This window comes from Mesorhizobium intechi (genome assembly GCF_002879535.1).
In the GTDB taxonomy this organism is placed as follows: domain Bacteria; phylum Pseudomonadota; class Alphaproteobacteria; order Rhizobiales; family Rhizobiaceae; genus Mesorhizobium; species Mesorhizobium intechi.
The window spans coordinates 1-16,348 of record NZ_PNOT02000241.1; the positions used below are offsets into that span (position 1 = coordinate 1).

The window sequence follows — 16,348 nt, forward strand, 5'->3', positions numbered from 1 at the left end:
GTGCAACCGGACACCAAAAGTGGAGGAGATATAAAATGAAGAAACTGCTTTTGGGCGTCGCTTTTGCGGCGCTGATGAGTTCATCGGCCTTTGCCGCCAAGATCGGCGTATCGATGGCCAAGTTCGACGACAACTTCCTCACCGTGTTGCGCAATGGGATGATCGCCCAGGCCAAGGGCATGAGCGGCGTCGAGTTGCAGGTCGAAGACGCACAGAACGACGTTGCCAAGCAGCTCGACCAGATCAAGAACTTCGCCGCTTCGGGCGTCGACGCGATCATCGTCAACCCGGTCGACACCTCGGCCACGCAAGCGATGTCGGACGCTGCCGCTGCCGCCAAGATCCCGCTGGTCTATGTCAACCGCGAGCCGGTCAACGTAAACTCGCTGCCCGACAACCAGGCCTTCGTCGCCTCGAACGAAGCCGATTCCGGCACGCTCGAGACCAAGGAAGTCTGCCGCCTGTTCAAGGAAGCCGGCAAGAAGGAAGCCAATGTCTACGTGATCATGGGCGAGCTTTCCAACCAGGCCGCCGTGCAGCGCACCAAGGACATTGAAGAGGTGATCGCCACGCCGGACTGCAGCTTCATCAAGATCATCGACAAGCAGACGTCGAACTGGAACCGCGACGAGGCGCAGAACCTGATGACCAACTGGCTGTCGACCGGCAAGAAGTTCGACGGCGTCATCGCCAACAATGACGAAAGCGCCATCGGCGCCATCCAGGCGATGAAGGCCGCCAACATCGACATGAAGTCGGTTGTCGTCGGCGGCGTCGACGCCACGCAGGACGCGCTTGCCGCCATGCAGGCCGGCGACCTCGACGCAACCGTGTTCCAGGACGCGGCCGGCCAGGGCGCGGGCGCGCTGGACGCGGCGCTGAAACTGTCCAAGGGCGAGAAGGTCGAGCACAAGGTCTACGTGCCGTTCCAGCTGGTGACCCCGGCGAACATCGACAAGTTCCTGAAGAAGAACTGAGCCGCGGACATTCAGGGCGGCGCTCTCGCGCAGAGGGCAGCGCCGCTCCCCTTTCCCTCGGCGCCTGAAGGGGCTCGAGGGGCGACCGTGGCCGACGGAGGATAGAAGATTGGCACAGACATCTCATGGCGTCGGAGGGCTCACCTACGATGCGAAGAAGCGCGCATGGCCGGCCGAATTCAATGTCTTCCTGGCGCTCGTCATTCTCGTCGTCATCTTCGAACTTATCGGCCGCATCTTTCTGGGCGACAGTTTCCTGTTCAACACCCGCAGCGACGTCTCGGGGATCTTCAACGAGGCCCGCCTGCAGATCATCATCCTGCAGGTGTCGATCGTCGGCATCATCGCCATCGGCGTGACGCAGGTGATCATTTGCGGCGGCATCGACCTGTCTTCAGGTTCGATCGTCGGCGCGACCGCTATGATCGCCATGAGTTTCGCCCAGGTGGCGACGGTCAACGGCAATCCCAACCCAAAGGCGATGTTCCTGGCGCAAGGCTGGACCGACCTGCCTGTCCTCGTGCCGCTGCTGGTGGCGATCGGCTGTGGGCTGCTCGCCGGCCTCGTCAATGGCTCCTTGATCGCCTACACGCGCATTCCGCCCTTCATCGCCACGCTCGGCATGATGGTGACCGCGCGCGGCATCGCCAAATGGTGGTCGAAGGGCCAGCCGATCTCGTTTCCCACCGACAGTTTCGCGGCGATCGGCAAGGGCCTCATGCCCGTCATCATCTTCCTGTCGCTGGCCCTGCTGTTCCAGCTCATCATGACCTACACCAGGTATGGCAAGCACTGTTACGCCATCGGCTCGAACGAGGACGCCGCGCGCATGTCCGGCATCAAGATCGCCAACCACAAGATCCTGGTCTACGTCATCGCTGGCATTCTCGCCTCGCTGGCCGCCGTGGTGCTCTGCTCCAAGAACCTCACCGCGCAGGCCGGCATGGGCGTGATGTACGAACTCGACGCCATCGCCATGGCGGTCATCGGCGGCGTCTCGCTGTCGGGCGGCCGCGGCTCGATCATCGGAACGGTGATCGGCTCGCTGATCTTCGGCGTCATCATCTCCGGCTTCACCTTCCTGCGCCTCGACGCCTACTACCAGGAGATGGTCAAGGGCGTGATCATCGTCGGTGCGGTCGTTCTGGACCAGTGGCGCCAACGCCTGCGGGCATTGAGGGCTTGATCATGTCAGACATCGTGTTGAAGACCGAAAACCTGACCAAGCGCTATGGCGGCGTGCATGCGCTGGAAGGCGCCAACTTCGAACTGCGCAAGGGCGAGCATGTCGCCATCATGGGCGACAATGGCGCCGGCAAGTCGACCTTCGTGCGCCAGATCACCGCTGTCGAGCAGCGCACCAGCGGCCAGATCTGGTTCGACGGCAAGGAGGTGAACTTCACCGGTCCGATCGAGGCGCGCGAGGCGGGCATCGAGACGGTGTTCCAGAACCTGGCGCTGGCCGACGACCTCGACGTGCCGTCGAACCTTTTCCTCGGCCGCGAAAAGGTGCTGTTCAATCTCGGACCGTTCTCGATCCTGGACCGCAAATACATGCGCAAGGCGACCGAAGCGGCGCTGGTGCGCACTGCGGTGAAGATCCCCAATCTCTCCAACACCATCCGCCACATGTCCGGCGGCCAGCGCCAGTGCGTGGCGATCGCGCGCACCGCGACCTTCGCCTCCAAGCTGATCATCATGGACGAGCCGACCGCCGCACTCGGCGTGCAGGAGACGGCGCAAGTTGAAAACATCATCCGCACGCTGAAGGACAATGGCGAGCCGCTGATCCTGATCAGCCACAATATGCGCCAGGTGTTCGACCTGTGCGACCGCATCGTGGTGTTCCGGCGCGGGCGCATCGTCGCCAATCTGCGCAAGGAAAACACCGACGGCCAGGACATCGTCTCCTACATCACCGGCGCCAAGACCGGAGAGGCAGAGCTCGCGGCCTAGGCGCAGGGTCACGCGCTTCCGGGACGATCTGCCGCGCCAAGAAAATACCCAGCCACCTTTCCCTGACAGGAAGGTGCGGACACAACGCCCTCGAACCCATCCCTCAGAGGAAATATCCATGACTGTTCGTTTCGCCCTCCTCGGTGCCGGCCGCATCGGCAAGGTCCACGCCCGCGCCGTCGGCTCCAATCCCGATGCAAGACTGGTGGCGGTGGCCGATGCCTTCGAGAAGGCGGCAAAAGAGCTGGCGAGCGCCTATGGCGCGGAGGTGCGCACCATCGACGCCATCGAAAAATCCAACGACATCGACGCCGTCGTCATCTGCACGCCGACCGACACCCATGCCGATCTGATCGAGCGTTTCGCCAAGGCCGGCAAGGCGATCTTCTGCGAGAAGCCGATCGACCTGAACGTCAAGCGCGTCGAGAAATGCCTGGCCGTGGTCGAGAAGGCCAAGGCGACGCTGATGGTCGGCTTCAACCGCCGCTTCGATCCCCACTTCGCCGCCGTGCGCAAGGCAATCGACGACGGCGCCATCGGCACGGTCGAGATGGTCACCATCACGTCGCGCGATCCGGGCGCGCCGCCGGTCGATTACATCAAGCGCTCGGGCGGCATTTTCCGCGACATGACCATCCATGATTTCGACATGGCGCGCTTCCTGCTCGGCGAGGAGCCGGTGGCGGTCTCCGCACATGCCTCGGTGCTGGTTGACAAGAAGATTGGCGAGGCCGGGGATTTCGATAGTGTCAGCGTTATCCTGGAGACGGCTTCCGGCAAGCAGGCCGTGATCTCCAATTCGCGCCGCGCCACCTATGGCTACGACCAGCGCATCGAAGTGCATGGCTCGAAAGGCATGATCGCGGCGGAAAACCAGCGGCCGGTGTCGATCGAACTGGCCAATGAGAAGGGCTATACGCGCCCGCCGCTGCACGACTTCTTCATGACCCGCTATCTCGACGCCTATGCCATCGAGATCGCCTCGTTCATCGCCGCTGCGACGTCCGGCAAGAAGGCGGCGCCGAGCGGCGCCGACGGCCTCCTGGCGCTGAAGCTGGCGGATGCGGCGCTGAAGTCGGCAACGACAGGCAAGACCGTTCGTCTCGACAAGTAAGAACCGGAATCCGGGTCCAGGCCACAGGAGCAAAGCGATGAGCGCATCCGCCGATCGTAATTCACAGACACGCGCCATCGTCACCGGCGGGGCGCAAGGCATCGGCTTTGCCGTCGCCGAGGCGCTGGCCGACGAAGGCTGCCGGGCATTGGCGCTTGTCGGCCGGTCGCAGGAGAAGGGGGACAAGGCCATCGCCTACTTCAAAAAAGCCGGCGTCGACGCGATCTTCGTCAGCGCCGACATCTCGAAGGTGGCGGATTGCAAGCGCGCGGTTTCGACCGCGCTCGCCCATTTCGGCACGCTGAACGCGCTGGTCAACGCCGCCGCCACCTCGGCACGCGGTTCCCTGGTCGAAACCTCGGAGGAGCTTTTCGACCAGATCTTCGCCACCAATGTTCGCGGCCCCTTCTTCCTGATGCAGGGGCTGGTCACCCATCTCCTCGAGCGCAAGGCGCCGGGCTCGATCGTCAACGTGCTGTCGATGTCGGCGCATGCCGGCCAGTCCTTCCTGACGCCCTATTCGACCAGCAAGGGCGCCCTGATGACGCTGACCAAGAACGTCGCCAATGCCTATCGTCACAACCGCATCCGCTGCAACGCCGTGCTGCCGGGCTGGATGGACACAGAGGGCGAAGACATCGTGCAGAAGAAATGGCACGACGCCCCGGACGACTGGCTGGCGAAAGCCGAGGCCGCGCAGCCGATGGGCCAATTGGTCAAGCCGGACCAGCTCGCGCGGCTGATCAGCTACATGGTCAGCCCACAATCGGGCGTCATGACCGGGTCGTTGGTCGACTACGACCAGAGTGTTGCGGGGTCGTCGCCGGAGTAGCAGCGGGCCCTGCGCAAACGCTCCTCACTTCGTCATCCACGGGCGGAGCAAGGAGCGAAGCAACGCGGCGCAGCCTGAGGATGACGAAGTCGGGAGGGTACGGCTCATCCCCAATTGACTGTCGTCGAGGGGGCGTGACAAACGCCTCCGCATCGACTATATGGGCCGCATGATCAACCTGTCCGCCACCTATTGGTACTTTAGCAGCTCGCTGGCGGCGGGAGGATTGCGCTCGATCTGAAGATTGCAGCAACAACATCCGAACAGCCGCCAGACCTGGCGGCTTTTTTGTTTCAGCCGGCAGGTCTCCTAACAGGAGCAGAAAGCCGTGTTGACCACCACAGACGACCTCCGGGTCAAGGAAATCCGAGAACTGAGCACGCCGGACCAGGTGATGCGGGAGATCCCGCGCACGCTGACGGCGACGCGCACCGTGAGCGCCTCGCGCAACGCCATCCATGCCATCTTGAACGGCACCGACGACCGATTGCTTGTCGTTGTCGGACCTTGTTCGATCCACGATCCGGTCGCGGCCGTTGACTATGCCAGCCGTCTGGCGGCGCTGCGCGAGACCCTGTCCGACCGGCTCGAGATCGTGATGCGGGTGTATTTCGAGAAGCCGCGCACGACGGTCGGGTGGAAAGGCCTGATCAACGATCCCGACCTCGACGGCAGCTTCAACATCGACAAGGGGCTCAGGATGGCCCGCAACGTGCTGTCGGCCGTCAACAATCTCGGCCTGCCGGCGGCGACCGAATTCCTCGACATGACCACACCGCAATACATTGCCGATCTCGTCGCCTGGGGCGCCATCGGCGCGCGTACCACCGAGAGCCAGATCCACCGCGAGCTGGCCTCGGGCCTCTCCTGCCCGGTCGGCTTCAAGAACGGCACCGACGGCAATCTCAGGATCGCCGGGGAGGCCGTGAAATCGGCCGCCCAGCCGCATCATTTCATGGCGGTGACCAAGGGCGGACGCAGCGGCATCGCCACGACCACAGGCAATGAGGACTGCCACGTCATCCTGCGCGGCGGCGTCCAGCCCAATTATGACGCGGCTAGCGTCGAGGCGGCTTCGGTCGAACTCGCCCGCATCGGTGTCGCGCCCCGGCTGATGATCGATGCCAGCCACGCCAACTCGGCCAAGAAGCCGGAGAACCAGCCGAAGGTGGCGGCCGATGTGGCCGGCCAGGTGGCGGCGGGCGACGAACGCATCATCGGTCTGATGATCGAGAGCAATCTCGTTGCCGGCCGGCAGGACGTGGTGCCCGGCAAGCCGCTGGTCTACGGCCAGAGCATCACCGACGGCTGCATCGACTGGGCGACCACCGAGACCGTGCTGCATGGCCTAGCCGGCGCCGTCGAGTGGCGCCGCTCCGCACACCGCGCCATGCTGGAAAGCCGGCAGGGCGCCGCCTGACCCGATGGCGATGTGGGAGGGGCGGCGCTGGAGCATGATCCCGAAAAGTGGAAACCGGTTTTCTCGGACAAACGGTTTCCGTTTGTCCAGAGATCATGCTCCAACAAAGAGCAGACTACGCCGCCCTCAGCCCTTCCCAGGCGGTGAACACCGAGACCGCAAAGAGCAACAGCCCGGCCGCCCGGCCGGCAAGAATGGTCGCCCGCGGATTGGCGATCAAAAGCTTGCGGCTGCGCCCGGCGGTGATCGCAAGCCCACCATAGATCGCGGCCTGCGTGATCACCGTCATCAGCCCCATGACAGTCGCCTGCACCCAGATCGGGCCGTAGTCCGGCTTCAGGAACTGTGGGTAGACGGCAAGCACGAACAGATACGCCTTGGGATTGATCAGGCAGGTCACCAGCCCCTGGCGAAACGCTTTCCATGCGGAGCGGCTGCCAACGGGCTCGTCATGGCCGACGGTGATGGAGCTGCGCATCAGCGTGATGCCGATAAAGGCCATGTAGGCGGCGCCGGCGATCAGCAGCGGCTTGAACAGGATCGGCAAGAAATGCATGAGAAGGCCCACGCCGATCGCCCCGTTCAGCGTGTGTACCATGCCGCCGACCATGATGCCGCCGGTCGCCGCAAGGCCCCTGTCGCGGCCGCCGGTCAGCGCATTGGCCAGCACGAACAGCATGTCCATGCCCGGAACGGCGATGATGCCGAACAGCAGGATAAAGAAAAGCCAGAGATTTTCCGCGTAACCCATGTCAGTTGCCTGCCGCCTCGTTCCACCAAGCCGCAGCGGAACCTGTTGATTTTCAATTTGATAGGCAGTCCTATAGGTCGACCCAACTGACAATGGTGTGTCAGTTGCAGTCGGAGCGGGGTGAGGAAAATGCGCAAGGCGTCACGCCTGTTCGAGATCATCCAGATCCTGCGGCTGGCACGGCAGCCGGTGACAGCCGCCATGATCGCCGAGCGGCTGGAAGTGACGATACGGTCGATCTATCGCGACATCGCCGCGCTGCAGGCGATGCGCGTGCCGATCGAGGGCGGACGCGGCATCGGCTATATCTTGCGCCCCGGTTTCGACCTGCCGCCGCTGATGTTTTCGATCGAGGAGATGGAGGCGATCGTGCTGTCGCTGGCGCTGCTGGAGCGCACGGGCGATGACGAGCTCAAGCAGGCGGCCAAGCGCGTCAGCAGCAAGATTGCCGGCGCGGTGCCGCCGCCGCTGCGCCAGACATTCGACACCAATGCGCTGCACGCCTGGGGTTTTGCCGCACCCTCGGCCGGCGCGATCGACCTGGCGCTGGTGCGCCGGGCCATCCGCGACGAGGAGAAGCTCGACCTCTCCTACCGCGACGAAGCAGGCCGGATCACGCAACGCATCACCCGGCCGATCGCGCTGATCTATTACGCCGAGTCCGCCAACATCGTCGCCTGGTGTGAACTGCGGCACGCCATCCGCAATTTCCGCAGCGACCGCATCGAGGCTTGCCGAGCGACCGGGCTGCACTTCAAGGGCGAAGGCGATCGCCTGCGGCAGATCTGGGTCGACGGCTGGGAGACCCCCGCCGCGGTCGGTTAAGGTGAGCGGGTATTACCGGACCCCCACCCAGCGCTTCTCCTCGAAGGAGCGAGCCATGGCATGAACGGTGCGCTCAATCTCCAGCCCTTCGGCGAATTCGATGAGGCGCGCCGGCCTGCCGGCGAGCCGCGTCAGCAATTCGCGGCACTCGATGATCTTGAGATCGTTGAAGCCCAGGCCATGGCCGGGCGCCGGCAAGAAGGCGTCGTAGGGCTTGTGGTGCGGCGCTGCCAGGATGGTGCGGTAGCCCTGCTCGGTCGGGCGATCCGCGGTGAGATAGAGCTGCAATTCGTTCATCCGCTCCTGGTCGAACAGGATCGAGCCCTTGGAGCCGAAGATCTGGATGGCGATGCGGCCCTTGCGGCCCCAGGCCGAGCGGTTGACCTGGAGCGTGCCGGCAATGCCGTTTTCCAGATGCATCAAGATGCTGGCGATATCATAGGTCTCGACCGCGCGGCGTCCGCCCGCCGCCAGCCTGCGGTCGGCATAGGGCTTGGCCATGTCGCAGATGACGCTGGCGACGCGACCGAACAGGACCGAGACCAGCGACAGCGGATGCACGGCGAAATCGTCGAGCGCGCCGTAGCCGGAAGCGGCCTCGTGCTTCCAGAAGAACAGTGCCTCTGGATCGGCCATGAAATCCTCGTCCATCTCGATGCGCAGATGGTTGACCTCGCCGATGATCTTCTCGTCGAGCAACGCGCCGATGTGGCGGATGGCCGGGCTCTGGATGTAATTATAGCCCAGCGCAGCGACCTTGCCGGATTTCTTGGCCGCTGACGCCATCGCCTCGGCTTCGGCAAAGCTCGGCGCCATCGGCTTTTCGCACCACAGGTGCTTGCCGGCTTCGAGAACGGCGATGGCCATTTCCGGATGGAACTGGTTGGGCGTGGTCAGGGAGACGATATCGACCTCCGGGTCGTTGACGACGGCGCGCCAGTCACCTGAAGCCTTGGCAAAGCCGAACTCGCCGGCCTTGCGCTGGGCAAGCTCCTCATTGACCTCGCCGAGATGGACGAGCCTGGGCTTGGCCACGTCGGGAAAGACGGCGCCGACGGCACTCCACGCGATGGCGTGGCATTTGCCCATGAAACCCGTGCCGATAAGACCGACGCCGACCATTTTCCGTTTCCTCCACTGCCCGAAGCACTGCGTGGATGAATTAGTCCATTTTCTCCAAGAATGGAATGTCTGCCTCATTTTTTATGGCGTTCTTGCGCAGGCTCGCTATGATGGGGCAGAGAGGACGCTTCACGGATGAGCTTGGACGGGCCGACGATGGACGAACGGGTACCTCGCGACTTCGAGACGCTGCGCGCCACCATCCTCGACCGGCGCGAAAGCCTGCCGAAGCGCATCGCCCAGATCGCCGCCTACGCGCTCGACAATCCCGACGACATCGCCTTCGGCACTGCCGCCAGCATCGCCGCCTCGGCGGGCGTGCAGCCCTCCACCCTGATCCGCTTTGCCCAGCAGCTCGGTTTCGACGGCTTCACCAGCCTGCAGCAGGTGTTCCGCGAGCGGCTGCGCGAGCGCAACTCATCCTATGACGAGCGGCTGCAGGCACTGCGCGCCAAGGCCGAGGGCGGCGCCGGCCACCGCGCTATCTTCGACGGCTTTGTCGCCGCCGCCAGCACCTCGCTCAACGACATTTCGCGCACGCTGGATGACGCGCATCTGGAAGACGCGATTTCGCTGCTGGCAAAGGCGCAGACCATCTATGTCCTGGCCAAGCGGCGCTCCTATCCGGTGGCGAGCTACATCGCCTATGCGCTGGGCAAACTGAATATCCGCAACCAGCTGATCGAATCGGCCGCCGGGCTGAACGCCGAGATGATCGCCTTCGCCACGCCGGCGGACGCCGTCATCGCCATCTCCTTCTCGCCCTATGCGCCGGCCACCATCGAGGAAGCACGCACCATTTCGGAGCATGGCGTGCCGATCGTCGCCATCACAGACAGCTCATTTTCGCCGCTCGCCCAGTTCGCCAGGGTCTGGTTCGAGGTTGCCGAGGCGGATTTCGCTGGTTTCCGCTCGTTGTCGGCGACGATGGCGCTGGCCATGGCGATGACCGTCGGCGTCGGCGAGAAACGGCGCGATATCGGCCGCAAGCGCAAAGCCTGAGCCTGCATCCTGTGTTCTTTGAACATGATCTTTTCCGAAAGCCGGCAGCCAATTTTCGCTTACGCGGTCCTACGGTTCGGGATCATGGTCAGGCAATTTTAGACAAAGGAATGCTCATTCCATATTGACTATGGATTGGAATTATTATTTCATATTCCCGGCACCACGCTGCCGCTCGCGCGTGTTACCCAAACATGTTGTTCCTGACAACAAGACTGACGGGAGGTTCCAATGAGCGAAGCCGTGGACGCCAAACTGGCGCCGCTCGACGTCATCACCATCGGTCGTGCTTCCGTCGACCTCTATGGCCAGCAGATCGGCTCGCGGCTGGAGGACATCACCTCTTTCGCCAAGTCGGTCGGCGGCTGCCCGGCCAACATCTCGGTCGGCACGGCCAGGCTTGGCCTTCGTTCGGCGCTGCTGACGCGTGTCGGCGACGAGCAGATGGGCCGCTTCATCCGCGAACAGCTGAAGCGCGAAGGCGTCAACACCGATGGCTTGAAAACCGACAAGGAGCGGTTGACGGCGCTGGTGCTGCTTTCGGTCGAGAGCGAAGGCGTTTCGCCGATGATCTTCTACCGCTCGGACTGCGCCGACATGGCGCTGGCGCCGGAAGACATCGACGAGGCCTTCATCGCCTCGGCACGTTCGATCGTCGTCACCGGCACGCATTTTTCGCGCCCCAACAGCGACGCCGCCCAGCGCAAGGCAATCCGCATCATGAAAGCCAAGGGCGGCAAGGTTGTCTTCGACATCGACTATCGGCCCAATCTGTGGGGCCTCGCCGGCCATGCAGAAGGCTTCGAGCGCTATGTCAAATCGGACCGTGTCTCGGCGCAGTTGAAGACGGTGCTGCCCGATTGCGATCTCATCGTCGGCACCGAGGAAGAGATCATGATCGCCTCGGGCGCCGATGACTGCCTGAGCGCGCTGAAGACGATCCGCACCCTGTCGGCGGCCACCATCGTCTTGAAGCGCGGCGCCATGGGCTGCATCGTCTATGACGGACCGATCAGCGACGATCTCGAGGATGGTGTCGTCGGCAAGGGTTTTCCGATCGAGATCTACAATGTGCTGGGTGCCGGCGACGCGTTCATGTCCGGCTTCCTGCGTGGCTGGCTGGGCGGCGAAGACCATGCGACGGCGGCGACCTGGGCCAACGCCTGCGGCGCCTTCGCCGTGTCGCGGCTGCTGTGCGCGCCGGAGTACCCGACCTTCGAGGAACTGCAATTCTTCCTCAAGAACGGCAGCAAATACAGGGCGCTGCGCAAGGACGAGGCGATCAACCACATCCATTGGGCGACGACCCGCCGGCGCGACATCCCCTCGCTGATGGCGCTCGCCTGCGACCACCGCGTGCAGCTCGAGGACGTCGCGGCGAAGGCCGGCGCCGATCCGGCGCGCATCCGCGACTTCAAGGTGCTGGCGGTCAAGGCGGCGGCGAAAGTCGCCGCCGGCCGCGACGGCTACGGCATGCTGATCGACGAGAAACATGGCCGCGAGGCGATGTTCGAATTCGCCAGGCATTCCTTCGCCTGGCTCGGCCGTCCTGTCGAATTGCCGGGTTCGCGGCCGCTGCGCTTCGAGTTCTCACAGGACATCGGCTCGCAGCTGGTGGAATGGCCCGTCGATCATTGCATCAAGTGCCTGTGCTTCTACCATCCCGACGATCCGGCGGCGTTGAAGGAGGAACAGCAGCAGAAGCTGCGCGCGCTGTTCGAGGCGGCGCGCAAAGTCGGCCGGGAACTTCTCATCGAGATCATCGCCGGCAAGCACGGCAGGCTCGACGACACCACCATTCCCCGCGCGCTGGAAGAGCTTTATGCCCTCGGCATCAAGCCGGACTGGTGGAAACTCGAGCCGCAGGCATCGAGCGGCGCCTGGGCCAGGATCGAAGCCGTCATCCTGAAGCATGACCCCTGGTGCCGTGGCATTGTGCTGCTTGGCCTGGAGGCCCCGCAGGACGAGCTGGAAGCGGCTTTCGCCGCCACCGCCAAGGCACCGATCGTCAAGGGATTTGCCGTCGGCCGCACCATCTTCGTCCATGCGGCCGAGGAATGGCTGGCCGGCAGGATGTCGGATGACGAGGCTGTCGCCGACATGGCCTCGCGCTTCGAACAGTTGACCGAGGCGTGGCTTGCCGCGCGCGGCCGCAGGGCAGCATAACAAGGCGCGGCACAAGGACTGCGGAGGAAAACACCATGAGCAAGACAATCCGCCTGACGATGGCGCAGGCGCTGACCCGCTTTCTGTCCCGCCAGATGACCGAGATCGACGGTGGAAAAGTGCCCATCTTCGGTGGCGTCTGGGCGATCTTCGGCCACGGCAATGTCGCTGGCATCGGCGAGGCGCTCTATCAGGTTCGCGACGAATTGCCGACCTTCCGCGCCCATAATGAACAGGCGATGGCGCATGCGGCGATCGCCTATGCCAAGGCCAATTTCCGCCGCCGCGTCATGGCCGCGACCTCTTCGATCGGCCCCGGCGCGCTCAACATGGTGACGGCGGCGGCGCTCGCGCACGTAAACAGGCTGCCCGTCCTGTTTTTGCCTGGCGATGTCTTCGCCAACCGTATCCCCGACCCGGTGCTGCAGCAGGCCGAGGACTTTTCCGACGGCACGGCGACGGTCAATGATTGCTTCCGTCCGGTGTCGCGCTATTTCGATCGCATCACCCGGCCCGAGCAGATCATCCCGGCGCTCAATCGCGCCATGCAGGTTCTGACCGATCCGGCCGATTGCGGTCCGGTGACGCTGTCGCTCTGCCAAGACGTGCAGGCCGAGGCCTATGACTATCCCGAGAGCTTCTTCGCCGAGCGGGTCTGGCATCAGCGCCGGCCGCGGCCGGACCGCGACGAGCTTGCCGCAGCTGTGGCGGCGCTCAAGGGTGCGAAGAAGCCGCTGATCATCGCTGGCGGCGGCGTTCTGTATTCGCAGGCCTCCGGTGCGCTGGCCAAATTCGTCGAAGCCGCCGGCATTCCGGTCTGCGAGACGCAAGGCGGCAAATCCTCGCTGCCGGACGTTCATCCGCTCAACATGGCGGCGGTGGGCGTCACCGGCACCTCGGCGGCCAACAGGCTGGCGGAAGAAGCCGATGTCGTGCTCGCGATCGGCACGCGCCTGCAGGATTTCACCACCGGCTCATGGGCGCTGTTCAAGAATTCCGGCAAGACCATCATCGGGCTCAACGTGCAACCTTTCGATGCCGGCAAGCACCGCGCGCTGCCTTTGGTCGCGGATGCGGCCGAGGGCCTGGCCGAGCTCGGTGCCGCACTGAAAGGCTGGAAGGCGCCTGCCGCATGGACCGACAATGCGGGCACCGGCAAGAGGGCCTGGCAGGCCGACGCAGCCAAGGTCACGGCCTCGACCAACGCCGCCTTTCCGTCCGACGCGCAGGTGATCGGCGCGGTGCAGCGGGCGATGGGCGCCGATGTGACGCTGCTGAATGCCTCCGGCGGCCTGCCGGGCGAACTGCACAAGCTCTGGCAGGCGGGCGCGCCCGGTTCGTACCATGGCGAATACGGCTTCTCGACCATGGGCTACGAGATTGCCGGCGGGCTCGGCGCCAAGATGGCCAAACCAGACCAGGAGGTCGTCGTGATGATCGGCGACGGCTCCTATCTGATGATGAACTCCGAAATCGCCACCTCGGTGATGCTCGGTCTGAAGCTGACCATCGTGCTGCTCGACAACCGTGGCTATGGCTGCATCAACCGGCTGCAGATGGCGACCGGCGGCGCCAACTTCAACAATCTCCTGAAGGACGCGCGCCACGAAATCCTGCCCGACATCGACTTCGCGGCGCATGCGGCGAGCATGGGCGCGATCGCCGATAAAGTGCCGTCGATTGCCGGGCTGGAAAGCGCGCTGCAGAAGGCCAAGACGAACGACCGCACAACTTTGCTGGTCATCGACACCGACCCGCTGGTCTCCACCGATGCCGGCGGCCATTGGTGGGATGTGGCGGTGCCGGAAGTCTCTGCGCGGCCGCAAGTCAACGCGGCGCGCAAGGCCTATGACGAGAAGCGCCAGATGCAGAGCGTCGGCGATTGATGCTAAGTCGGCGCTGCCCTCTCGCTTAGGACCCTCCCCAACAAGGGGGAGGGTAAACACGAAACTGGAGTGACGACTTGAAAGCCAAACTGGGCATGTCCCCCATCGCATGGTGGAACGACGATCTTGCGGAACTGAGCGATGACGTGTCGCTGGAGGAGTGCCTGCGCCAGTCGCGTTCGGCCGGCTTCACCGGCATGGAGATGGGCCGGCGTTTCCCCAACGATCCCGCCGTCATGCTGCCGATCCTCAAGGCCGCCGACGTGACGCTGTGCGGCGGCTGGTTTTCCGGCACGCTGGTCGATGAGGAGATGAGCACGAACAAGGACCGCATCCAGCCGATGATCGAGCTGTTCAAGGCGGTCAACGCGCCTTGCATCGTCTATGGCGAGGTCGGCCGTTCGATCCAGGGCGACCGCTCGAAGCCGCTGGCCACCAAGCCGAAACTTTCAGGCGACGAGATGAAGGCCTATGCAAGGCGCCTGACCGAATTCGGCGAATGGTGCGCCGAACAAGGCATGCCGCTGTCCTATCATCATCACATGGCGGCGGTGGTGGAGACGGAGCCGGAGCTGGACGCCTTCATGCGCCATTCCGGCGAAGGCATTCCGCTGCTGCTCGATGCCGGACATCTGGCCTTTGCCGGCGGCGATGTGCTGCGCGCCATCGACAACCACCACAAGCGCATCAGCCATGTGCATGTGAAGGATGTGCGCATGGATGTGATCGACAAGCTGGACCGCACGAAACAGTCCTTTCTCGACGCCGTGGCGCTCGGTGCCTTCACCGTGCCGGGCGATGGCTCGCTGGATTTCGGCGCCATCGTGCAGCGTTTCGCCGACCATGGCTATGAAGGCTGGTTCGTGGTCGAGGCCGAGCAGGACCCGAAGAAGAACCCGCCGCTCAAGATGGCGCAGGTTGGCCACAAGGAGCTTATGCGGGTGATGACGGCCGCCGGCTACACGGTCGAAACCCAGGGTTTTCCGAATGCATGACACAACGGGTTCACGGCGAGGCAGGTTGCTGTAGATTGGCCCGATGAAAGATTCCGAGCACCCTTTCTTCCGCCCGTTGTGGCGGCGTGTCGCCGTCGTCGCGGTCTGCGTCATCTGGTCGATCATCGAGTTCGCCACCGGCACGCCATTCTGGGGCACCATCGCGCTCGGCTTCGCCGGCTATGCCGTCTGGCAGTTCTTCTATCTCTACAAGCCGGCCGACGAGAACAAGGCGCCGGCCGAGTCCGAACCGAAGGAGTAACCCGATGTCCAAGCTGCTGGTTAAGGCCGACAAGGGCCATGGCCGCGTTGCCCATGTGACGCCGAAAGGCGCCGGCTGGACCTATGTCGGTTTCGACCTGTATCGGCTGCGGCCCGGCGAAAGCGCCTCTGGAAAGACGGAAGACCGCGAAGTCTGCCTGGTCTTCGTCACCGGCAAGGGCACCGCGCAAGCCGGCGGCAAGCATCTCGGCCTGCTCGGCGGGCGCATGTCTCCCTTCGACGGCAAGCCGTGGTCGGTCTATGTGCCGGAGCGAGCGGACTGGTCGGTGACGGCTGACACCGATCTCGAACTTGCGGTCTGCTCGGCCCCCGGCCTCGGCGGCGGTCTACCTGTTCGGGTGATCGGGCCGGACGATCTCGGCCAGGAGGTGCGCGGCAAAGGCACCAACACGCGCTACGTCACCAACATCCTGCCGGAGGGCAAGCCGGCCGATTCGCTGCTGGTGGTCGAGGTCATCACGCCGGGCGGCCACACATCGAGCTATCCGCCGCACAAGCACGACCAGGACAATCTGCCCGCAGAATCCTATCTCGAGGAGACGTATTACCACCGCCTCAACCCGCCGCAGGGCTTTGCCTTCCAGCGCGTCTATACCGATGCCGACAAGGATGGCCATCGCGCCCTGGATGAGGCCATGGCGATCGAGGACGGCGACGTCGTCCTGGTGCCCAGGGGTTATCACCCCTGCGCCGCCTGCCATGGCTACGACCTCTATTATCTCAACGTCATGGCCGGGCCGAAGCGGACGTGGAAATTCCACAATGCGCCCGAGCACGAATGGTTGATGAAGGCCTGACCTGTCGCAGATTTCGTCTGAACCTATTGGTCCAGCTCGGAAAAATTGTCGGCTAAGGACCTATTGGGTCGATTTGCCTTCGAAAACCCTGCAAAGCTTCGTCAATCCGTCATGGAAATCACCTATGGCAGCGGTCTGACGAGGACTTCCCATGCGTTATGCTATCTATTTCACCCCCCGGCAGGACGAACCGCTGGCGCGGATCGCCGCCAACTGGCTGGGC

Annotated in this window: 15 protein-coding genes; 13 read left to right on the top strand and 2 right to left on the bottom strand. The window is 63.8% G+C overall.

Annotated elements, in window-relative coordinates; genetic code table 11:
• Positions 1-35 precede the first annotated feature (35 nt).
• The 6 genes from C1D09_RS21230 (at position 36) to C1D09_RS21255 (ending at position 6,299) form a co-directional block, all read left to right on the top strand.
• Positions 36-977 (top strand): sugar ABC transporter substrate-binding protein, encoded by a 942-nt coding sequence (locus tag C1D09_RS21230; RefSeq protein ID WP_019860851.1) that lies wholly within the window; start codon positions 36-38, stop codon positions 975-977.
• Positions 978-1,086: 109 nt separating this feature from the next.
• Entirely contained in the window at positions 1,087-2,163 is a 1,077-nt protein-coding gene (locus C1D09_RS21235; RefSeq protein ID WP_143976158.1) for an ABC transporter permease, read from the top strand.
• A 2-nt stretch (positions 2,164-2,165) separates the two neighbouring features.
• On the top strand, positions 2,166-2,933 hold the full coding sequence (locus tag C1D09_RS21240) for an ATP-binding cassette domain-containing protein (RefSeq protein ID WP_143976159.1): 768 nt from the start codon (positions 2,166-2,168) through the stop codon (positions 2,931-2,933).
• A gap of 118 nt (positions 2,934-3,051) precedes the next feature.
• Positions 3,052-4,047 carry an inositol 2-dehydrogenase gene (gene iolG, locus C1D09_RS21245; protein ID WP_143976160.1) on the top strand — a complete coding sequence of 332 codons (996 nt, stop codon included), beginning with the start codon at positions 3,052-3,054 and terminating at the stop codon, positions 4,045-4,047.
• A gap of 37 nt (positions 4,048-4,084) precedes the next feature.
• Entirely contained in the window at positions 4,085-4,879 is a 795-nt protein-coding gene (locus tag C1D09_RS21250; protein ID WP_143976161.1) for an SDR family oxidoreductase, read from the top strand.
• Positions 4,880-5,207: 328 nt separating this feature from the next.
• Entirely contained in the window at positions 5,208-6,299 is a 1,092-nt protein-coding gene (locus tag C1D09_RS21255) for a 3-deoxy-7-phosphoheptulonate synthase (RefSeq protein ID WP_143976162.1), read from the top strand.
• A 115-nt stretch (positions 6,300-6,414) separates the two neighbouring features.
• Here the strand turns inward: C1D09_RS21255 and C1D09_RS21260 are convergent, their stop codons facing one another.
• Positions 6,415-7,050 (bottom strand): LysE family translocator, encoded by a 636-nt coding sequence (locus tag C1D09_RS21260; protein WP_143976163.1) that lies wholly within the window; start codon positions 7,048-7,050, stop codon positions 6,415-6,417.
• Positions 7,051-7,179: 129 nt separating this feature from the next.
• Here C1D09_RS21260 and C1D09_RS21265 point away from each other — a divergent pair, with 129 nt between their 5' ends.
• Positions 7,180-7,875, top strand: a complete 696-nt coding sequence (locus C1D09_RS21265) for a helix-turn-helix transcriptional regulator (RefSeq protein WP_143976164.1) — start codon at positions 7,180-7,182, stop codon at positions 7,873-7,875.
• Positions 7,876-7,887: 12 nt separating this feature from the next.
• Here C1D09_RS21265 and C1D09_RS21270 read toward each other — a convergent pair whose 3' ends face one another.
• Positions 7,888-8,997 carry a Gfo/Idh/MocA family protein gene (locus C1D09_RS21270; protein WP_143976165.1) on the bottom strand — a complete coding sequence of 370 codons (1,110 nt, stop codon included), beginning with the start codon at positions 8,995-8,997 and terminating at the stop codon, positions 7,888-7,890.
• Between the two features lie 156 nt (positions 8,998-9,153).
• Between C1D09_RS21270 and C1D09_RS21275 the strand changes: the two genes are divergently transcribed.
• The 6 genes from C1D09_RS21275 to iolB all read left to right on the top strand — a co-directional run bounded on the left by C1D09_RS21275 (position 9,154) and on the right by iolB (position 16,125).
• Positions 9,154-9,999 (top strand): MurR/RpiR family transcriptional regulator, encoded by an 846-nt coding sequence (locus C1D09_RS21275; RefSeq protein ID WP_167514701.1) that lies wholly within the window; start codon positions 9,154-9,156, stop codon positions 9,997-9,999.
• 231 nt (positions 10,000-10,230) lie between these two features.
• Positions 10,231-12,165 carry a bifunctional 5-dehydro-2-deoxygluconokinase/5-dehydro-2-deoxyphosphogluconate aldolase gene (locus tag C1D09_RS21280; RefSeq protein WP_143976167.1) on the top strand — a complete coding sequence of 645 codons (1,935 nt, stop codon included), beginning with the start codon at positions 10,231-10,233 and terminating at the stop codon, positions 12,163-12,165.
• 35 nt (positions 12,166-12,200) lie between these two features.
• Positions 12,201-14,051, top strand: a complete 1,851-nt coding sequence (gene iolD, locus C1D09_RS21285; protein WP_143976168.1) for a 3D-(3,5/4)-trihydroxycyclohexane-1,2-dione acylhydrolase (decyclizing) — start codon at positions 12,201-12,203, stop codon at positions 14,049-14,051.
• A gap of 77 nt (positions 14,052-14,128) precedes the next feature.
• Positions 14,129-15,046 carry a myo-inosose-2 dehydratase gene (gene iolE, locus C1D09_RS21290; protein ID WP_143976169.1) on the top strand — a complete coding sequence of 306 codons (918 nt, stop codon included), beginning with the start codon at positions 14,129-14,131 and terminating at the stop codon, positions 15,044-15,046.
• 43 nt (positions 15,047-15,089) lie between these two features.
• Complete coding sequence (locus tag C1D09_RS21295; RefSeq protein ID WP_143976170.1) at positions 15,090-15,308, top strand: DUF3329 domain-containing protein; 219 nt, start codon at positions 15,090-15,092, stop codon at positions 15,306-15,308.
• A gap of 4 nt (positions 15,309-15,312) precedes the next feature.
• A complete protein-coding gene (gene iolB / locus C1D09_RS21300; RefSeq protein WP_143976171.1) occupies positions 15,313-16,125 on the top strand; it encodes a 5-deoxy-glucuronate isomerase in 813 nt (270 codons plus the stop codon).
• The last annotated feature ends 223 nt before the right edge of the window (positions 16,126-16,348 follow it).

What these genes read in the sequence shown, in the direction of transcription:
- C1D09_RS21275 (WP_167514701.1), top strand. Translation starts at nt 9,154, where the DNA reads ATGGACGAACGGGTACCTCGCGACTTCGAGACGCTGCGCGCCACCATC.
- C1D09_RS21270 (WP_143976165.1), bottom strand. Translation starts at nt 8,997, where the DNA reads ATGGTCGGCGTCGGTCTTATCGGCACGGGTTTCATGGGCAAATGCCAC.
- C1D09_RS21295 (WP_143976170.1), top strand. Translation starts at nt 15,090, where the DNA reads ATGAAAGATTCCGAGCACCCTTTCTTCCGCCCGTTGTGGCGGCGTGTC.
- C1D09_RS21265 (WP_143976164.1), top strand. Translation starts at nt 7,180, where the DNA reads ATGCGCAAGGCGTCACGCCTGTTCGAGATCATCCAGATCCTGCGGCTG.
- C1D09_RS21280 (WP_143976167.1), top strand. Translation starts at nt 10,231, where the DNA reads ATGAGCGAAGCCGTGGACGCCAAACTGGCGCCGCTCGACGTCATCACC.
- C1D09_RS21260 (WP_143976163.1), bottom strand. Translation starts at nt 7,050, where the DNA reads ATGGGTTACGCGGAAAATCTCTGGCTTTTCTTTATCCTGCTGTTCGGC.
- C1D09_RS21250 (WP_143976161.1), top strand. Translation starts at nt 4,085, where the DNA reads ATGAGCGCATCCGCCGATCGTAATTCACAGACACGCGCCATCGTCACC.
- C1D09_RS21230 (WP_019860851.1), top strand. Translation starts at nt 36, where the DNA reads ATGAAGAAACTGCTTTTGGGCGTCGCTTTTGCGGCGCTGATGAGTTCA.
- iolD (WP_143976168.1), top strand. Translation starts at nt 12,201, where the DNA reads ATGAGCAAGACAATCCGCCTGACGATGGCGCAGGCGCTGACCCGCTTT.
- iolB (WP_143976171.1), top strand. Translation starts at nt 15,313, where the DNA reads ATGTCCAAGCTGCTGGTTAAGGCCGACAAGGGCCATGGCCGCGTTGCC.
- iolG (WP_143976160.1), top strand. Translation starts at nt 3,052, where the DNA reads ATGACTGTTCGTTTCGCCCTCCTCGGTGCCGGCCGCATCGGCAAGGTC.
- C1D09_RS21240 (WP_143976159.1), top strand. Translation starts at nt 2,166, where the DNA reads ATGTCAGACATCGTGTTGAAGACCGAAAACCTGACCAAGCGCTATGGC.